We start from the raw sequence: 20062 nt of genomic DNA on the forward strand, positions 1-20062 counted from the left end.
AGTTTGCCTTCAAGCCCTCCGCACATTCCCTCACGAGCATGCACTGCCTGTCAGCTATACACTTCCGCCACTACGGCGTGTTTGGGACTTTCACCCTTAAGTTCGGAGCGCTGCCAAGCGCACAAAAACACCCCATCAATAGATGAGGTGAAAACCTGTATTATTTTCTTTTTCTAAATAAAAGTGCTGCACCTAAAACTGCCCCTGCCGCACCAACATATTTAAAACTAGTGAGCGATTTCTGTAGCCAATAGCGACGAATTGATTCCATCTCTCGTATTAAATCAGCAATTTCTTCATAGATGAATCTTTTTTCCATTGGTGTTAGACTTTTTTTCTGCATATTTTCTTTCAGCTCTTCTATTTTAGCCGTATTTTTCTTCTTATCTTTGTCTGTTATCTTCGTTCCTTGATCATTCATCGTTTCCAGGCAACGAATAATTTCACAGGCAAATTTTTTCGAGTCACTACGCCTTATTAGCTTGCTGATATAATTTTCTAGTTCAAGCTCTCTTAAATCCCCTAATTGCTGAACAGCCTGACTTATTTCTTGACTAAACCCATCTAGTTGATAATCCTGTCTGTTCTTTCGTACCATAGCCATCACCCTAAGTTGAAATATATTCCAATCTATCACTTATCATACAACAACTCACCTAGGAATTCGATTACAGTTATATTTCAAATATTTATCGTTTGTTTGGCTAATTATAATGGGTTCAAGCAACCCTATACACTTGCAATCGCACTATTTAACCCTCCCTAAAATAACGAGCCATTCATACATAAATCCTATTTTCTTTGCACATGAATAAGCTGAGGTGAATTTATGCTAAATCGTGCCATGACTACTGCATTAATTGGAATAGGCGCAGCACAGTTCTTAAAAGTACCACTTCATTATAAGGAAACCGGTGTATGGGATTGGAAGAAGATGTTTGGCTCTGGTGATATGCCAAGTTCCCATTCCGCTGCGGTTACTTCTCTAACAAGTTACGTCGGCTTTAAACGAGGAATCTCATCGATGGATTTTGGAATTAGTAGTATATTCAGCTTAATCGTTATGTATGACGCAATGGGAATCCGTTGGCAAGCAGGGCAAACCGCTATAGCGGTGAATGATATGTACGAAGAGCTGGAGAAACTAGCAGAGCACCATCCAGGATTTAAGTACCGCAAGCGAGAAAAGGAATTAAAAGAAATGCTTGGTCACATGCCTATTGAAGTATTAGGGGGAGCAGCACTTGGTGTATTAATTGGAGCAGTCAGTCACCTGTTAGAAAAAGAAGAATAAGAGTGGAGTCCCTCATACTCTCAACTGAGGGACTCCCTACAAATCTCCTTCATGGTGCAAATAATCATTTTAGGGATAGCGGACAAAGGAAGAGGTTCATCTCCAGTTTCCTGCTTCCATTTCATTTCAAGCCATTCCATACATGTATCTTGTCGCTTCTTAGGTTGTACACTGCGAATGGTTTCTGGCATTTCTTGATGGAACAAGATCGATAACACATTTAATTCATTTGCCATCGTTACGTCATGATCTAGTCTATCACCTACATGAGCTACAATTTCATTAGTTGTATCATGTAATTCCTTAACCATATTAATCTGTGGCTTGCCATACCTTGCTTTGTCAGGAGTAAGAATAACATCGAAAAGGCTTGTTAAACCCAATGCGTCCATGACAGGCTTCTGGTATTTTTCAAATCCATTGGTGACTACCGCTAAATGGAAGCCCTTTTCTCGAAGAATTTGTAAATTTTGAAGGCTATTTTCTTCCAATAGATATACCTTAGGAGGAATTGTGTGTTTGATTACCAGTTCCGCTACATCTACAGGTAGAGATACACCATTTGTTGAGAATACATGCCTTACAATATCATCCCAATCATAAGCATCAACAATTAAACCTGCCTTTATTCGCCTACGATGCTCTTTAATCAGTTCACTCCTAATCCCATTCGCTTGAACATTTCCAATGCTATCATTATATAGCTGTTCAATCTCTGGAAATACCCACTTTTCAAAAGGGTTTTGCATCAAGGTTCCATCCAAATCAAAGGTAATCCATTTTTTCTTCATTATTTCACGGCTCCTATCATCAAATAAAGTAATCGTATAACTCTTTACAAAACCAATGGATTGATTTGAGGATTAATAACCCCTAATCAAAAACCGTGCTTACACTGTATAATTTTATTATAATCTTGAAGATTATGACAGTCTATCGTCAATCAAATCTCCACTAACAAAAGAAGATTACGCTAAATTTAGGTATAAAGAACTATTAATGTGCGTTTATTTATAATTTACAGTTTATAAAAGTTGCTTTATACTAAATACATTAGTGAAAAAATAGTAGTTTACACCTATGAAAATCGTGCAAACAAATCACTAGTAATCCTGTCTTTGATAGATCGTATTTTAAGCAGAATAAACGTACATATTTTATTTAATGTCCCTAGTATCGGGATTGCTTGGACTGTTTGAAAAATAATATCCTATATATCCACCAGCATAACTATTAAGCTGGTAAATATAAGGAAAATAAGTACTTACTTAGCCATCAGCATCATGTGAAAGATTGAGCCTCTTACTATTTTTACCATTGAAAATGATATAATTCATTACATACAAGAGTCATAGGTTTGATGAACATACGCTAAGGGAATTATCTACTAGTTAACAACCTAGTATAATAAATCAATAGATAAACAAACATTTGATAAGTGACTCATTTTAGAGAATAAAATGTATGCGGTTAACTGTTTTCAACAAGTCAATCCTAGTATAACTAATTTCCATTATTATTTTTTAGAGAGGATTCATCATGGAAAAAACACTTCACAAATCTTTATTATATGAAGAAAAACAAGCCACTAAGTGGTTTTTAGGGTTATTTTATGGGACGTTTTTAATCTATGATGTTATTTATTATTACTTATTTCCTATACTTCCATGGGGATCTGAGGAAGGTATTTCGCCAAAATTTATAGACTTTTTTCTATATATAGTGGTGGGGATTCTTGTACCTGTGTCCCTTTATCTGTTCAAAAAAAAGAAGTTATGGTTAATCAAATACCTTTATGTTATCAGCTACACTACAATCACTATGATAGGTGACATCTGGTTTTATTCAACTACCGACTTTCCATATAGTAGTGGAAATTTAGTAGAAGTAGTAATTATTTTATTCGCACCTATATTCGTTAATAAAATATACTTCTATGTAGTCTTCTTAAGCACCACTATAAGATATATTGTGGTTGGCTTATTTCTCGACTTCTCAGAAGTAATGCTACCTTTATTAGTAGTCATCGTTCTCTATACGATTAGTTTCATTATATTACTTCGTATCATTAGTTACGTAGAAACGGTGATGAGTTCTTATGATCGACAAATAGAGGGAATTGTAAAAGGAATTATTGCCACCCTTGAACTTAAAGACCCTTATACCCGGGGCCATAGTGAACGTGTCGCTGAATATGCAATGTCATTAGCTACTGCAACAGAAAAATTTGATAAAGATGAGTTAAGGTATTTTTATTATGCTTGCTTATTACATGATATAGGGAAAATTCATATACCTGATGCTATTTTAACTAAACCTGGAAAGTTATCAAACGAGGAATATGACATAATCAAAACACACCCACGTGTAGGAGCAGAAGCTGTTGAAGATGTTGAAGGGATATCAGCTAATATAGATGTTATATTACATCATCATGAGCGCTGGGACGGAAAAGGCTATCCTGATGGCTTGAAAGGTGAAGAATCGTCTTTATTAGCAAGAATTACTGCACTTGCTGATGCTTTTGATGCTATGACTTCGTCGAGATCATACAGGCCTGCTTTATCTTTGGAAGATGCATATGAACGTATTATTGAAGGAAAAGGAACACAATTTGATCCTAAATTAGTAGAAATCTTTCAAAGTATATTTCCTGATTGGAAAAAAATTCACTCAAAACACAATAATAGTTAGGTATAAATTGAAAGGAGGTGTTGAATCTTGAAAATTCGCAAACTAAAAAAAGTTAAAGTTACTTGCTGGTGGTGTATCTTTGGACGCCCATACTAAAAAGCATAAGGATGCTAGATTACTAGCATCCTATTATTATGAAAAATGGCGGTGTAAACATGAATCTAACACTTGAATCAACACTTAGCTTAGTCGATTTAGAGATTCGCCAAGATAAAAAACATTATATTGTGGAAGACAATCATACTGGTGAATTCTATGAAATGCCTAAGGTTTGCATCGATGCAATTGAATTAATCAAAAATGGAAAAGGGTTAGCCGAAATCGAACAAACATTGAAGACTAATTACCCCAATGAGGACGTAGAGATTATTCCTTTTGTTGAACAATTAGTTGAATTTGGTTTAGTAAAAGAAATCGATGGTAAGATAGTTACCACTTCCCAAAAGAACAAGTCACCAAATGCCTTTAATTGGATTTCAGCTAATTTCGCCAGCTTTTTTTTCAATAAGATTTCCAACAAAATCTATCTTTTTTTGTTGTTCATAAATATAGGATTGATCCTATTACATCCAGAACTTTTACCACATTATCAAGATATTTTTATTTTTGATTCCATGATAGCGAATATGCTGACATATACGGGGATTTCACTAATACTTATTCTAATTCATGAATTCGGCCATATTCTAGCTATCCGTTCCTATAATTTGCCAACCAAGCTCGATATTGGCAATAGGCTGTTTTTAATTGTGTTCGAAACTGATTTAACACCTGCTTGGAAACTTGCTCCAAGGCAGCGAAATCCGTTATATTTTGCCGGGATGTCATTTGAACAGGTGATACTTTTTATAGCTTTTTCACTTACATTATTAATTGGCGATTCGAATCCACTTCTATTCGGATTACTCGGGATTATCATTTTTGATATCTTTGTAAAGACCATCTATCAATTTAGTTTCTTTATGAAAACTGATATTTACTTTATTATTGAAAATATTACTGGAAGCTATAATCTAATGGAGAGTGGGAAGAATTATTTAAGTAAATGGCTCCCTTTTATCAAGCAAGATACTACTACAACTATCTACAAGGATGAGTTATCTGCAGTAAGACTGTATAGTGTGTTCTATGTTATTGGAATGGTACTGATTACATGCTTATTCGCACTCTATTTCCTACCACAAATGATTGCTATATTCGCTCATATATGGAAATACCTATGGACACCTAGTAGCCCCTACTTCTGGGATGCTATCGTATTATTAGGATTGAGTATTTTAATGATTGGACTATTAATTTATGCGAAATTTAGGTCTATAAGGGATCGTGCAGCGTGAAAAATAACAAGATAACTTACATTCTATCCTTTTCCTTTATTACAACCTAAAAATGCTCTGAAGAAACGCACTTCTCTTCAGAGCATTTACTGGTTTACTTCATCAACTCTGGTAAAAACAGGACTATATCAGGAAAGATCACAATTAAGATTAAGCATAGCACCATCATTCCAAGCATCGGAATAACTCCTTTAAAAATTCGCTGGGCTGGAATATCCTTTGCTACACTACTAATAATATATATACTTAATCCCATCGGTGGTGTTAATAGTCCAATATTCATCACTAGGATCATGACCACACCGAACCAGACCCCATCAAAGCCAAGCATCGTAATCAGTGGGTACACCACCGGCAAGGTTAATACAAAAATCGCAATGCCTTCTAGAAATAAACCTAATACTAAGTAAACCAATAAAATCAGTCCCAAGATTGCCATCGCAGGTAACGCTAGCCCGGAAACAAATTGTGTAATTTTAACCGGAATGGTACTAAGTGCCAGGAATTTACTAAAAATATCTGCACCAATAATGATGAAGAAAATCGCTGCTGTTAAGCGCGTTGTCTCACTAAGTGACTTTTTAAAATGTACAAAGCTTAACCTTCTTGCCATAATCGTTAACAGAAATGCTCCAAAAGCTCCTACCCCGCCCGCTTCTGTTGGTGTAAAATACCCATAATATATTCCACCAATACTTAATGCAAACAACAAGATAAAGGGCCAAATAAAGGTTAACGATTTTATTTTTATAGCAAATGGCTTTTTCTCTGTAACTGGTGCAAGACTTGGCTTTCTCCATACCATAATATAAATCAGTAACATAAACAAAATCATTTGCAAAATACCTGGTACAAGACCCGCAATCAGTAACTTACCAATCGGCTCCATTGTCAATATCCCATATAAGACAAGTATGACACTAGGAGGAATCAAGATACCGAGCGTTCCCCCAGCGGCTACACAGGATGTCGATAGTGCATCATCATATTTGTATTTTTTCATTTCGGGTAATGAAATTCTTGCCATCGTTGCTGTTGTTGCATTTACCGATCCAGAGATTGCGGAGAAGAATGCACTCGTTCCGATGGTAGTCATGGCTAGACCACCTTTAATATGGCCAATCCATGCATCTACTGCTGTATATAAATCTCTACCAAATCCACTATATGAAAGAAACATCCCCATTAAGATAAAAAGTGGAATAACGCTCAGTGAATACGAACTAGCTGTGGAAAATGGCGTCGTCCCGAGTTGTACTAGAGCTGCATCCCAGCCTCGTATGAGTGCTAGGCCAACCGTTCCAACCATAATAAGTGAAACCGCCACAGGAACTCGAAGCACAAATAATAAGAGCAAGGTTACAATACCAATAATCCCAATCCATTCAGGACTCATCCTTTCATCACCGCCATTCGAAAATATGCGATAGCTTTAAAGAATGCTAGTAGCATAAACATAGTCAACGTAAAAGCAATGATAAAAAGAAAAGGATAAACCGGGAGTCCTAAATCGGTGGTTGCAGAATTTCTTTCCATCATGCGTAACCCATTTTCAAAAATATGCATTGCCATGAGCAACACTACTAGGGCAATCACCATTTCTACTACACCAAGTAGTAGATTCTGAACTTTTTTCGAAAAACGATCTACTAGAAAATCAATGGTAATATGATTCCCTTTTTGATGGGTGATAGCAAGAGCCAAAAAAACAAGCATCGCTGAGCTTAATTCAGTCATTTCATACGTCCCTTTTAAAGGATTATTAAAAAAGTTGCGCCCAATTACATCGAAGCTTATAATGGCCATCATAAATAACAGCACGCCATTAGCAATGTGTCCTTGAATCCCCACAATTTTTATCACAAGGCTCTCCGATTTCTCTAGTAACTTTGGCATGGATTATTCACTCCCAGCTTACTGCCCACTTAATTCAACTGCCCGGTCATACACCGCTTGCCCCGGTAATCCTTTACCTTCGACTTGATTAATCCAATTTTCGATTGTTGGATTAATAAACTCATTCCATTCAGCTAATTCTGTACTAGACAACTCATAGATTTCTACTCCTTTTTCTTTTGCTTGCTCGACAGCATCTCTTCCGAACTGGTCGAATACTTCTCCTGTTTTCTTCGCCATTCTTTCTCCAGCAAGCTCTAAAAGTATGTCTTGATCCTCCTGATTCAAACGATTAAACACGTCCTCATTCATGACAACAAACATTGTCGTAGAGTAGAAGTTTCCTACTGTTGCATAGTTAATAACCTCATCTAATCCCCAAGTCTTCACCGCTTCCCAAGGTGCTATCGTCCCGTCAACTACACCACGTTCTAATGCTTCAAAGTTTTCGTTCATTGGCATCGAAACTGGTGTCGCACCAAGCGCTTCTAACCACTCACTCGTTTCTGGAGAGGGGGAGCGAATTTTCATTCCTTTTAAGTCCTCTATACGCTTAACTGGCTTATCCACTGTAAACAACTGTCCTGGATCTGTTGTATATAACCATAAAGGGACAGTCCCCGCATACTCCGTATCAAATTCATCAAATTCATTCATCAACTTCCATAAATTTTCTGATCCGGACATTGCTGTTTTTGCCATAAACGGTAGTTCCATTACCGATGTTAATGGGAATTCCCCTGGCGTATATCCATGTACACTTAAGGCAAAATCTACCGAACCTGTAGCAGCTGCATCAAAATGTTCATCTGGTGCCGCTAAAGCCGCCCCTGGATAGGAAGTAATCTTAATTCTTCCATCCGTCTTTTCCTCTAATTCAGCTGCAAAGCTTTGAATTTCTTCCTCCATAAAATGTGTTGGGGGAAAAAAATGTGAGAAATCTAGTTCATGTGCATGACTATCTGAGCTAGCTCCACTACCACATGCTGCTAATATTACGATTCCAAACCCAACCACGAGCATGAATAAAATGTTGCTCCTGTTTTGAAAAGCTATCTTCAATGTGACCACTCCTTATTTAATTTTAAAAGGAAAACGCTTACATTGATGTGAACATGAAAAAATCTCTCGTCTATGTATAATCATATATTATTTAAGATATGATATCAATTATTATTTGGAATATTTTAAATAATATATAAACAATTTCCCATAAAAAAGGAGTCATACCAGATTAATCACATTAATCTGGTGACTCCTAAAAAAACTACTATTTCAATTACTATAGGTTAAAGGCACATTTAGTAATGGATTCCTTTACCTAACCATGCGGCAGCACTTTCAAATAATGCTTCTGATATGGTTGGATGTGGGAAAATCATGGAGTCTAGTTCTTCCACTGTTCCTTCTAGATGAATAAAGGAGGTTGCTTGACTAATCATTTCGGTCACATGTGCTCCTACCATGACAACGCCAAGAATTTCTCCGTATTTTTCATCCACGATAATCTTCATAAACCCACTATTTTCTAACGAAGCAATTGCCTTTCCGTTTCCTGCTAAATCTACCTTTTTCGTACGTACAGTAAAACCTTTTGCTTTTGCTTGCTCTTCAGTCATCCCCACACTAGCAATCTCGGGAAATGTATATACACAACGTGGCATGGCTAAATCTAACTTCTTCTCTTTTCCAAGAATATGATTTACAGCATGAATTCCTTCTTCACTAGCCGCATGTGCTAATTGGAACCCTCCAATTACATCCCCAATCGCATAAATACCATCCACTGATGTACGCATATACTCATCCACTTTTACAAATCGTCCGTCAAAGGCGACACCTGCCTCTTCTATTCCAGTCGTATTCGGAATACGCCCAACAGAAATTAATATAGCATCCGTTTCGATGGAGGCCTTTTCGCCATCTTTCTCCAGTTCTACGATTGTGTTTGCTTCCTTTTTAAAGCCTGTGACCTTTGTTGTAGTATGAATATTGATTCCTTTCTCAACTAATTGCTTAGTTAAGAAGTGCGATGCATCGGGATCTTCTACAGGGATGACCCGGTCTGCCATTTCAATAATATCCACCGCTGAGCCTAAGCTATTAAACACACAAGCTATCTCTACCCCAATGACACCGCCACCCATTATAACAAGTCGTTTCGGAACCTCATGTAAATCAAATATCGTATCACTAGTATGGTAATCTATATCTGAAATCCCTGGAATCTCAGGAATATACGGCTTTGATCCAGTCGCAAGTATGACATGCGCTGCCTGTATTTCTTCTTTCCTGTCAGCTATTTCAACTGTAACCTTTTTATCCGCATGGACGGTTCCATATCCGTTCAATAGCGTGATCTTATTTTGACGTAATAATCCTTTAATTCCATTCTGTAATTGCTTTATAACCTGATTCTTACGTTTTATCATATCAGGAAAAGAAAAAGAGACGTCCCGTACCTGTATTCCAAATTGGTTAGCATGTTTAATTTGATTGAGCACCTCTGCATGCTTTAGTAATGTTTTGGAAGGGATACATCCACGATTTAAACAGGTTCCACCAAGTTCGCTTCCTTCTACAAGAGCTACAGATAACCCGGATTTTGCAGCTCGAATCGCAGCTACATAACCTCCAGGTCCGCCTCCTATAATCGCTACATCAAATGTTTTCATCGGTATTCCCCCCTAAACCAACAGACTAAATGGATTTTCTAAGCTTGCTTTCAAATCGGTTAGAAACTCCGCTGCTGGCGCTCCGTCTATTACGCGGTGATCAAAGGATAAGCTAAGTACCATCATTGGTCTAACTTCCACTTGACCTTCCACCACGACTGGCTTTTCAATGATTCTGCCAACACCAAGTATTGCCGTTTCTGGTGGATTGATAATCGGTGTAAAACCGTCAATTGCATACATACCCAAATTACTAATTGTAAATGTACTTCCTTGCATTTCATCTGGTGTAAGCTTGCTTTCTCGGGCTTTCTTTCCTAATATTTTACTCATTTCTGTTAGTTCAGCTAATCCTCTTGTATTAACTTGCTTCAAGGAAGGAACAACCAATCCATTCTCAACCGCTACTGCTAGACCAATATTAATGTCCTTATTGTAAATAATTTCATTATCTATAAGAGAGGCATTAACTTTAGGGTGATTGCCAAGTACATGAGCCACTGTCTTCATAATAATTTCTGTATAAGACAAGCGGTAGCCTGTTTGCCCTTCAATCACAGGTAATAACGCTTTTCTAACCTCTATTGCTTTTGTCATATCAACTTCACTAGTCAAAGTTACATGTGGGATTGTACGAACACTTTCGAGCATTTTTTCCGCTATTGCCTTGCGTAACCCTTTTAGTTTCACGCGTTCACCTGTTGCAGATGCCGATTGTTTTTTCGCTTTCTCGATAGCTTCGATAACATCTGCTTTTTCAATCTTGCCATGAACACCAGTACCCGTAATCTCTTTTAAATCAATACCGTTTTCTTCAGCAATTTTCCTTGCTAATGGCGTTACTAGTATGCGAGTATTCTCCAGTGCTTGTAACACGTCTTGCTTCTGGATTCTTCCTTTAGGACCTGTTCCAGCTACCGAGCTTAGTATTATATCGTTTTCTCGTGCTAGCTTTCTTGCGACTGGGGTCGCACGTACTTTTCCATTAGAAGAAGGAGGATTCGTTTCTACCGTTTCCTCCGTTGTAGAGGTTGCGATTGGTTCATTAGAGTTTTCATTAGTACTAGTTACTTCTTCCTTAGATTCTTCACCACTCACTCCTGGAGACTCAGCTGGGACCGATTCATCTGAGCTACCAATATATCCAATAACCGTATTAACGGGAATCTCATCATCCTCTTGAAAATATTTTTTTAGTAAAATCCCTTCTTCATAGGACTCTACTTCAATATTTATCTTATCTGTCATAATCTCAAATAATGGTTCACCAACCTCAACGGCCTCACCTTCTTCTTTAAACCATTGAAGCAGTGTACCTACAGCCATCGTACTACTTAGCTTGGGCATGAATATTTCTTTTGCCATGTTGTTCCCTCCCTTATACGCGGTTTACGGTTTCTTTAACTGCTTGGATAATATCCGGTACTTGTGGTACATGGGCCTTTTCTAACTCGGGGTTATATGGAATTGGTGATTCTGCACCACCTAAACGTTTGATTGGAGCATCAAGAAAATCAAATGCTTCACTTTCTGCTATAACACTAGCAATCTCTCCACCGAATCCGCCTCGTTTGACTGCCTCATGAACGACAACAACACGACCAGTCTTCTTCACTGATTCCACAATGGTATCCTTATCTAACGGTACAAGGGTGCGTGGATCAACTACTTCCACACTAATTCCTTCTTTTTCAAGCTCTTTTGCTGCTTCCATTGCTTTATGCACCATAATCGCAGTAGCAACAATTGTTACATCTGTCCCTTCCCGCTTTATATCCGCTTTGCCTAAAGGAATAGAATATTGCTCTTCTGGAACCTCTGAACTAGTTTTATATAATAATTTGTGCTCATAGAAAATAACAGGATTCTCATCATCCATTGCGGCTTTTAAAAGTCCTTTAGCATCGTAAGCAGTTGATGGCTGTACAACTTTTAGACCTGGTATGTGAGCGACCCATGCTTCTAAACTTTGCGAATGCTGTGCGGCTGCTCCGGTACCAGAACCACTTGGAGTTCGGACTACCATCGGAACTTTACCCTTTCCACCATACATATAGCGAATCTTCGCCGCTTGATTGACAAGCTGGTCTAGAGCTATCGTAATGAAGTCTGAGAATTGTAATTCTAGTATTGGACGCATGCCAGTTAAAGCTGAACCAACAGCCGTACCAGCAATTCCCGCTTCACTAATCGGTGTATTACGTACACGTTCTGGCCCAAACTCTTCAATCATGCCTCGAGTTACACCAAATGCTCCACCATATACGCCAATGTCTTCCCCTAAAATATAGACATCTCCGTTTTTTCGCATTTCCTGACTCATCGCTTCACGTACTGCTTCTAAGTAAGTAATTTCTCTCATTGGTATCCCCTCCTATGCATAAACATCCGTTAATAAATCATCCAGTGTCGGTGCAGGACTTTGTTCTGCAAAAGTAACCGCATCTTCAATTTCTTTTTTCGCTTCCAGACGAATAGCTTCTGCCTTTTCTTCCGTTAGTAAACCTGCTTCGATTAATACTTCCTTATAACGTTTTATTGGATCCTTTTTACGCCATTCTTGTTCTTCTTCACGGGTACGATATTTCTTCGCATCACTCTTTGAATGACCTTTCCAACGATATGTCTTTGCTTCAATTAATGTTGGACCTTCTCCTCGTTTCGCACGTTGTATCGCTTCATCTGTTACATTCATCATTTCGATAATATCGTTACCATCGGCAACAACGCCTGGGATTCCATAGGCGTGTGCTCGGTCAGCAATATTTTCTAATCGTATCATCTCTTTTACGGAACCTGACATACCGTATTGATTATTTTCACAGACAAAGATGACTGGCAAATCCCAGATAGCAGCTAAATTGACTGCTTCATGGAAGCTCCCTTCATTTGTGGCTCCATCTCCAAAGAAGCAAACTGTTACATAGTCTAGCTTTTTCATTTTAGCTGTTAATGCCGAACCAACAGCCAACGGTATACCACCAGCAACAATCCCATTTGCCCCCAGATTCCCCATATCTACGTCAGCAATATGCATGGATCCACCCTTACCTTTACAGTAACCAGTAGTCCGGCCAAACAGCTCTGCCATCATTCGATCAGGGGTCGCACCCTTAGCAATACAGTGTCCGTGTCCACGGTGAGTACTGGTGATTTTATCTTCTACAGATAGTAACGCACACACACCAGCAGCACTGGCTTCCTGACCTACGGCTAAATGTGTCGTACCATGAATCATACCCTTTGCAAAAAATTCATCTACTTTTTCATCAAATAAACGGATTAACCACATTTGTTTGTATAGGTCTAGTAGTTTTTCTTTAGTTATAACTTCTGGAATGTTTAACACATTGCTATTGTTCATTTTACCTCTCCTTTACATTTGTTTTCGCTTGTTACTTTTGTAAAATTTAATGTAATAAAATATGTTTCACCTTTATCAAGCAAAACATATGTTGTGTTTACTATAGTTCATACATCCATAAGGAGTGTTAATCCAGTTAAAACTCTCTATCTTGCAATGAACGTAATTTCCAGATTGTTGATTCTTTTGTCTGTTCAACATCATCGTAAGTGATAATATCACCTTTTTTAATAGAGCGTTTAAGCATAACATTTGAGTCTACTAGACCAATAGGAAGTGCGTTAAGAGATTTTGCTTCTGTTGCCTTCAACAGCTTACCATATACGGTATATCCACCAATGCTATCTAAATATTCCCCAGCTTCTAGATCCCTTTTAGCTACTGTGACAGTTTCTCCTTGTATCCCTTTATATGGTGCTATGGTTGCTTCATTATCGAAATAAGCTTTTGCAATCGATAATGGTGTTTCAAGACTTGTTAAATGGTATGGACGATATAGAACATAATTCGGTCCATCTCCCATTTTTAAATATTTCATTTCCGCATTAACTTCTTCTTTGTCAGAAGCGATAATAACAAACACCCCAGGAGCAATTCCGTTTATAAATTCAACTACTTTTCTACCGTTCAATTTGCCACCTTTGTCTTTTTCCAAGAAGATACCAGGAAGTTCATTTACAGTAGCTTCAAATCCATGCATTCCTGGCTGATCTGGTAAAAAGCCAGTCGCATTTGCTACAGCGTTCATTTCTACCATCGTTTTTGTACCATCTTGGAAAGATGCTAGCATTTTCGGTGATGCTCCCTTTAGTTTTGCCTCTTCTTTCGCTGTTTCTGGATTAGCCTCTAAATTTAATGGATTATTTTTTCCTTTCCCTAAAGCAACTATTTCAAATCCCATAGCATCTGCAAAGTCATATAATTCCATTATCGCACCAGGTTCATCTCCAGCGGACCCCGTGTATACTATTCCACTTGCATCAGCCATTTTCTTAAGTAATGGTCCAACAGTGACATCTGCTTCTGCATTAAGCATAACAATATGCTTACGATTTAAAATCGTATCCCAAGCTATCTCAGCACCTATATTTGGAACACCAGTAGCATCAACAACTACATCTACTTCTGGCAATGTAGTAACTAATTGCGTATTAGTAGTAGCGACAACTTTATTCTCTTGTACCGCTTTTGATGCATCTTTTGCATCCTCGGTAACTACTATTTCATTTGCTTCTATTCCAGCGTGTTTATAGGCATTCGTAATATTGTCGATAAATAAATCTGCTGTTACAACTACTCGCATACCTTTCATACTTTCAATTTGGGAGATCATCCCACGTCCCATTTGCCCTGCACCAACTAAACCAACTTTAATATACGAACCTTCATTTTCTAGTTTTGCTAGTTTTCTATTAATATTTAACATCTACTCCACTCCCCTTTGTTGTATTTATTAACCCCTTTGAAAGGTAATTTTTGACTTTGTACGAATATCTGGAATTTCCTTCTTTTCTAAACAAACAGTTCCAGGAAGATCCGCCTGCATTTCCCCATTGAAATTAAAGGTTGCATGTCCTAATTCTTGTAACGTTTCATTTACTTTATTACCAACAAATAAGATTTTGAAGCTCTCACCATCTATTACCATCTCATCTCCTGCTTGGATCTCTTCCATTATGTTTCGTGAATTATGAATGACAGAAATTCCTTTCAAATCTGCTGGTACCGTATCATTAAATAAAATCATCATCGATTCTTCAAACATTAAAGTAGCTTCTTCGCCAACTTCAACAACATTTAACTCTAAATATACACTCATCTTTTCACCCCTCAAATGAAATTACAAATGTAACTATATGTTACATTTGTAATTGTAAAGCGCTTTCTTTTTCTAGTCAAGTTATACTTCCTTTTAGCTGTACAAACCAAAGCTTGCAAAATAAGCGATAATAACTGCTATTGGTCCAGTAATAAGACGTGAGAATAAGACCGCCGGCACACCTACCTCAATCGTTTCCGGTTCTGCTTCACCCAAAGTCAGACCAACTGGTACAAAGTCTGTTCCTACTTGTGGATTTATTGCAAATAATGCAGGCAATGCCATTTGTGGAGGGATATTGCCATTAGCTATTTCTACTCCGATTAACACCCCAACAACTTGTGCAATTACAGCACCTGGTGCTAATAATGGGGAAACAATTGGGATTGCAGCAACTAAAGATATAATCAACATACCAATTAGGCTTGTGGCCATCGGAGCAACTAGATTAGCGATAAAATCTCCAATTCCAGTAAATGTAATAATTCCCATAAGTGCACTTACAAATGCCATAAAAGGTAGTATGTTCTTTATAACCGTTTCAATCGTGTCCCTACCAGACTGGAAGAATACGCTTACAACATTTCCAACCTTATTTCCTAACACTTCGATTAACTTCATAATCGGGTTCTTTTTCTTGCCCTTTTCACTGTTGTTCTCTCTAACTTTCGCTTTTGCTTCTTCTTTTAGCTGCTGGGCTATCTTCTTGTCCATTAAATTACTAGGTTGACTTTCTTCTATAGATGAAGCAGCAATCTCCTCTGCCTCTACATCCTCGATATTCCGAACATCTACTCCAGATACAAAATTTCCTTCATTAATAAACTTTAGTAGAGGTCCAGATGGTGAATTACTATATGTGTTTATCGTTTTAACACCCATTCGTGGATATACTCCACTTCTTGCAGTACCACCACAGTTAATTACCGCGGCAGCTATTTCTTCTTTAGGTACTGATTTCTCAAAACCATCAATAGCAATACCACCAGTACGATCTGCTATCTCCTGAGCGACTTTATGAACTCCACCACCAGTAACAGAAATAATGTATTTTTGCTGATCACTAGGGGTTATGATTAATGGTCCACCCCAACCGGATGGTCCCTTTACAACTTTCACTGATTTGTACTCAACCATACGACACCCTCCTCAATTGCATATTCTTCATACCTAAGCAGCATTTCTGCTTTTTAGCATACGATCTGTAATAATTTCAGTAACAATACCTCTAATTAACATAACTATAATTCCTACTAATAAGAATCGTAACGCTAATGGCCCAAGCGATAATCCTAGTTCCGTAATCCCTGCTGCAATTCCCATCCAAACAAATAATTCAGCAGGATTGGCATGTGGGAATAGTCCAGTGATTGGATGTACAAAAGATACTGCTGAATCATAGAATGCAGGTTTTTGCTTCTCTGGTAAAAACCTCCCAAATGTGTAACACATTGGATTAGTTAAGAAAAACACAGCCAAAAATGGGAATATAGTATAGCGAAGAATAAAGAATTTAGTACATTTCTGTGCAAACTTATTAACTCTTTCCTCACCTATAAATCTAACAAGTGCATTAACTGCTGTGATTAGTACTACTAGCATTGGAATAATTCCAGTTACAAGTCCCATGAAAGTTTCTCCACCTTCTTGGAACATTCCAATAAAGCCTTCTGCTAAATGAATTAAGAAATCCATGCTTCATTCCCCTTTCCTTTGTTAATTTCTTTTTGAATCATGTCAATTGCACCGGACAGCGCATGTTTTTCTATATTATTCAAATTTTGAGAATTTTTACTTTGTAATAAGTTTTTTCCGATGAGTTCTTTACGATCTTTAAATCTAGCAAATACAGTGATTCCTTTCATCACTTTTGCTTCAACTATATCTAGCTCTTCATCACAAACTAACAATACCAACGCACCTGTACCAAATTTTTTCTTATAGTATCCTGTACCTAGGTACCCAGACTTTCTTTTAGTAAATTCTCGTATATGCTTACGATACTGCTTCACTTGGAGATGAGTCAGTAAAAACTGTAATCCCCAAATTAGTGCAAAAATGATAATGAAATTACCCCACATACCAACCCTCCTTTACATCTGTAATGGGATATTACTAATGTTAAATAACATGATAAAGCGCTTTCAAATTCTTGTCAATGAATTTTTATAATTAATTCGAAATAAAAGTTAATCCTCTTGCCGTAATATCGTCTAACACTACAGTGGACAAGCATTTATGCTTTAAAGCAACATGAAGAGCTTCTACTTTATGTTGCCCGCTTACAACCGCGATTACTTCTGGTATACTTTTTAAATCTTGTAAATTAATACCAATTGTTCTATAGTTTAACGAATGTTCTACATGGTTTCCATTTACATCATAGAAGATCGAGTTTATATCACCAACCGCCCCTAATTCAATTAAACTATTTTGTTCTTCTTGACTAACATAGCCCAATTCATTCATCGTTGCATTATATCCTGGATTACCTATACCCACTATGGCAAGATCTACTGCCCTTCCTTTGAGTAAAACATCGTGTACATCCTTTGACGACATAATTCGATTTCTTAAATCCATATTTTCAACTATTGCTGGAGCATATAAATAAGAGGATGATGTGTTTAATTTCTTTGCCATTTGAAATGTCAGATGATTAGAATGGTAATGAACATTATACTGCCCCATCCCACCAATAAGAGGGGTAATGTGTACATGTCCCTTATCTTGATATTCAATTGCTTCTACCACAGCGTGAACAGACTTCCCCCACGATACGCCAATTGAATTAATCTTTTCAAGCCTTCTTTCGATATATTCAGCCGCTGCTTTTCCTATGTTACGCATAATCATATCCGGTCCATCATCCCCAGTTGCAACCACAATAACCTCTTGTAGCCCGTATTTTTTTTCGATTAATCTTTCTAATCCAACGGTGTGTATTGTCTCATCCTTTATATAAATCTCCACAATATTACTTTCTTTTGCTTGTTTTAAAAGCTTAGAAATAATAGGTCTTGATTTATTGACCTTTTTAGCAATTTCACTTTGTGTCCAACCTTCGAAATAATATAGCTTTGCAACTCTAATAAGTAACTCCCTTTCTAATTTATCCATTTTTATCCCCCCGTCTTCTTTAGCACCGATAACATAATATCATAATTAATTAAAATCGTTTCACAATATTAATATATAATGAATCCTAATAGATCCGTATTGTAAACCCTTTCTTGACTATCATTACCCTTCCAGATATACTGAAACTAAATTTACAATTGTTCTTAATTAGAACATATGAACAGTTATTTGTAAAGGAGATGGGCAATGAATAATTCAATTTCTTTTTCAACTCAAAATCGAAAGACAGTCATTACCAAAATGGAACAAGAGCTTTTTGATGTAATCGTGATTGGCGGTGGTATAACAGGAAGTGGGATTGCATTAGATGCTATTAGTAGAGGTTTAAACGTGGCATTAATTGAGAGAAAAGACTTTGCTTCAGGTACTAGTAGTCGTTCTGGAAAGCTGATACATGGTGGCTTGAAATATCTACAAAACTTTGATTTTCCAGTAGTCAAAGAAACTGGTTCTGAAAGAGAAATTGTATACAATAATGCTCTTCACCTAGTTTATCCAATCAAAATGAACTTTCCTTTAATCAAAAATGAATCTTATAATCTATTAACATTAAAAGCTGGTCTAACTTTATATGATCGTCTAGCAGGAGTAAAAAAGGAAGAGCGACACAGAATTTACGGGAAAAAGAAAACGCTTCAAAATGAGCCTCTCTTTAACCCAAATACGGTTAAAGGTAGTGGAGTTTATGTTGAATATCGAACAGATGACAGCCGCTTAACGATGGAGGTAGCCAAAACCGCGGCGGAGAAAGGAGCTCAAGTTTTAAATTATGCTGAAATGACCGAATTTCTCAAGAATGAGGAAAATATAGTAAAAGGGATTGTAGTTAAAGATCATATTGAAAACAAAACCTTTACTATCTATGGAAAACATATTGTAAATGCTGCTGGTCCATGGGTTGATGTCGTTCGAAAAAAGGATAGACCCGTTACTGGTAAATATATGGTTCTAGCAAAAGGTATCCATATTGTATTTGATCGAAAGTCTTTACCAGTAAACTCCTCCATCTACTTCCAGCATAAAGGCCGAATGATAGCGGTAATCCCCATTGGTAATCGAACATATGTGGGTTCCACTGAATCAACATATAAGGAGGATATGGATGATATTCATGTAAATCTTGCAGAAGTACATTACTTACTCGGTTGTTTAAAAGATATGTTCCCGAATCTTACCTTGAGTGTTAGCGATGTAATATCTAGTTGGGCCGGTATAAGACCACTGATTGGTCAAGAGGGAAAATCACCTGCAGAACTTTCTCGGCATGATGAGATATTCGAATCCGATACCGGACTTATTACTATCGCAGGAGGCAAGTTAACAGGTTACCGAAAAATGGCAGAAAGAGTCATGCAATATATCGAGAAAAAAGAGAAGAAGAATGTAACCCCCTCTAAAACAGACACTATAAAACTGTCCGGTTCCCAGTTTTACAATCAACAGGAGCTAGAATCCTATGCAGAAAAGCTTACTGGATATTATCACGATATTCAACTAGATAAGGAGGATATTCTAAATTTAGTCTATAGATATGGTTCTAATACGGAGCTAGTTTTACAATCAATCAGCAGCTATAAACAGCTTGAAAATAGGGAAGATATGGCAATATTAGGCGAGCTTAAGTATACCGTGGAGCATGAAATGGTCACTTCTTTAGTTGACTTTTATGATCGGAGAACTAGTTACTTACTATTTGAACCTCAAAAAATAACTAGTTCACTAGATTTAGTAAGTGATGAATTAGCAAAACTATTAAATTGGACACCCGAAAAAAAACAAGAGGAAAAAAGACAACTATATTATGCCATAAGTAAGACCCTTTCTTTTAAATAAAGTATTTGA

At 37.2% G+C, this 20062-nt stretch carries 19 protein-coding genes; 4 read left to right on the forward strand and 15 right to left on the reverse strand.

The features are described 5' to 3' along the window. Positions 1 to 160: 160 nt before the first annotated feature. Entirely contained in the window at positions 161 to 598 is a 438-nt protein-coding gene (locus AAIB49_RS06660) for a hypothetical protein (RefSeq protein ID WP_343457565.1), read from the reverse strand. Positions 599 to 829: 231 nt separating this feature from the next. Here AAIB49_RS06660 and AAIB49_RS06665 point away from each other — a divergent pair, with 231 nt between their 5' ends. Further along, positions 830 to 1294: a divergent PAP2 family protein gene (locus AAIB49_RS06665; protein WP_339213539.1), complete on the forward strand. Its 465-nt coding sequence runs from the start codon at positions 830 to 832 to the stop codon at positions 1292 to 1294. Between the two features lie 20 nt (positions 1295 to 1314). On the opposite strand, the gene AAIB49_RS06670 is transcribed toward AAIB49_RS06665, so the two are convergent. After that, entirely contained in the window at positions 1315 to 2085 is a 771-nt protein-coding gene (locus AAIB49_RS06670; protein ID WP_343457566.1) for an HAD family hydrolase, read from the reverse strand. 748 nt (positions 2086 to 2833) lie between these two features. On the opposite strand from AAIB49_RS06670, the gene AAIB49_RS06675 reads away from it, so the two are divergent. Both AAIB49_RS06675 and AAIB49_RS06680 read left to right on the forward strand, forming a co-directional pair. Beyond that, a complete protein-coding gene (locus AAIB49_RS06675; protein WP_343457567.1) occupies positions 2834 to 3988 on the forward strand; it encodes an HD-GYP domain-containing protein in 1155 nt (384 codons plus the stop codon). 155 nt (positions 3989 to 4143) lie between these two features. Next, positions 4144 to 5325: a peptidase gene (locus AAIB49_RS06680; RefSeq protein ID WP_343457568.1), complete on the forward strand. Its 1182-nt coding sequence runs from the start codon at positions 4144 to 4146 to the stop codon at positions 5323 to 5325. Positions 5326 to 5419: 94 nt separating this feature from the next. Here AAIB49_RS06680 and AAIB49_RS06685 read toward each other — a convergent pair whose 3' ends face one another. The 13 genes from AAIB49_RS06685 to AAIB49_RS06745 all read right to left on the reverse strand — a co-directional run bounded on the left by AAIB49_RS06685 (position 5420) and on the right by AAIB49_RS06745 (position 18199). Next, positions 5420 to 6721 carry a TRAP transporter large permease gene (locus AAIB49_RS06685; RefSeq protein ID WP_343457569.1) on the reverse strand — a complete coding sequence of 434 codons (1302 nt, stop codon included), beginning with the start codon at positions 6719 to 6721 and terminating at the stop codon, positions 5420 to 5422. Continuing rightward, a complete protein-coding gene (locus AAIB49_RS06690) occupies positions 6718 to 7221 on the reverse strand; it encodes a TRAP transporter small permease (protein WP_339213531.1) in 504 nt (167 codons plus the stop codon). The genes AAIB49_RS06685 and AAIB49_RS06690 overlap by 4 nt, the downstream gene beginning before the upstream one ends. Before the next feature lie 18 nt (positions 7222 to 7239). Next, a complete protein-coding gene (locus AAIB49_RS06695; RefSeq protein WP_343457570.1) occupies positions 7240 to 8283 on the reverse strand; it encodes a TRAP transporter substrate-binding protein in 1044 nt (347 codons plus the stop codon). A 239-nt stretch (positions 8284 to 8522) separates the two neighbouring features. Then, positions 8523 to 9896, reverse strand: coding sequence for a dihydrolipoyl dehydrogenase (lpdA, locus tag AAIB49_RS06700; RefSeq protein ID WP_343457571.1), 1374 nt, complete (start codon positions 9894 to 9896; stop codon positions 8523 to 8525). A gap of 12 nt (positions 9897 to 9908) precedes the next feature. After that, on the reverse strand, positions 9909 to 11261 hold the full coding sequence (locus AAIB49_RS06705) for a dihydrolipoamide acetyltransferase family protein (protein WP_343457572.1): 1353 nt from the start codon (positions 11259 to 11261) through the stop codon (positions 9909 to 9911). A gap of 13 nt (positions 11262 to 11274) precedes the next feature. Continuing rightward, positions 11275 to 12258 (reverse strand): alpha-ketoacid dehydrogenase subunit beta, encoded by a 984-nt coding sequence (locus AAIB49_RS06710; RefSeq protein ID WP_343457573.1) that lies wholly within the window; start codon positions 12256 to 12258, stop codon positions 11275 to 11277. Between the two features lie 12 nt (positions 12259 to 12270). Then, entirely contained in the window at positions 12271 to 13260 is a 990-nt protein-coding gene (locus tag AAIB49_RS06715) for a thiamine pyrophosphate-dependent dehydrogenase E1 component subunit alpha (protein ID WP_343457574.1), read from the reverse strand. 136 nt (positions 13261 to 13396) lie between these two features. Further along, complete coding sequence (locus AAIB49_RS06720) at positions 13397 to 14686, reverse strand: NAD(P)H-dependent oxidoreductase (protein ID WP_343457575.1); 1290 nt, start codon at positions 14684 to 14686, stop codon at positions 13397 to 13399. 27 nt (positions 14687 to 14713) lie between these two features. Further along, positions 14714 to 15079: a PTS glucitol/sorbitol transporter subunit IIA gene (locus AAIB49_RS06725; protein WP_339213522.1), complete on the reverse strand. Its 366-nt coding sequence runs from the start codon at positions 15077 to 15079 to the stop codon at positions 14714 to 14716. Positions 15080 to 15172: 93 nt separating this feature from the next. Next, positions 15173 to 16216, reverse strand: coding sequence for a PTS glucitol/sorbitol transporter subunit IIB (gene srlE, locus AAIB49_RS06730; protein ID WP_343457576.1), 1044 nt, complete (start codon positions 16214 to 16216; stop codon positions 15173 to 15175). 33 nt (positions 16217 to 16249) lie between these two features. After that, complete coding sequence (gene srlA / locus AAIB49_RS06735) at positions 16250 to 16774, reverse strand: PTS glucitol/sorbitol transporter subunit IIC (protein WP_186870744.1); 525 nt, start codon at positions 16772 to 16774, stop codon at positions 16250 to 16252. Then, positions 16762 to 17160, reverse strand: coding sequence for a transcriptional regulator GutM (locus tag AAIB49_RS06740; RefSeq protein ID WP_186870743.1), 399 nt, complete (start codon positions 17158 to 17160; stop codon positions 16762 to 16764). The genes srlA and AAIB49_RS06740 overlap by 13 nt, the downstream gene beginning before the upstream one ends. 91 nt (positions 17161 to 17251) lie before the next feature. Further along, the gene (locus AAIB49_RS06745) at positions 17252 to 18199 is read right to left on the reverse strand and encodes a sugar-binding transcriptional regulator (protein ID WP_343457577.1); all 948 of its coding nucleotides are present in this window, start codon (positions 18197 to 18199) and stop codon (positions 17252 to 17254) included. Positions 18200 to 18406: 207 nt separating this feature from the next. Here AAIB49_RS06745 and AAIB49_RS06750 point away from each other — a divergent pair, with 207 nt between their 5' ends. Further along, on the forward strand, positions 18407 to 20053 hold the full coding sequence (locus AAIB49_RS06750; RefSeq protein ID WP_339213516.1) for a glycerol-3-phosphate dehydrogenase/oxidase: 1647 nt from the start codon (positions 18407 to 18409) through the stop codon (positions 20051 to 20053). The last annotated feature ends 9 nt before the right edge of the window (positions 20054 to 20062 follow it).

It is taken from the genome of Ornithinibacillus proteolyticus, assembly GCF_039581225.1.
Taxonomy (GTDB): Bacteria; Bacillota; Bacilli; order Bacillales; family Amphibacillaceae; genus Ornithinibacillus; species Ornithinibacillus massiliensis.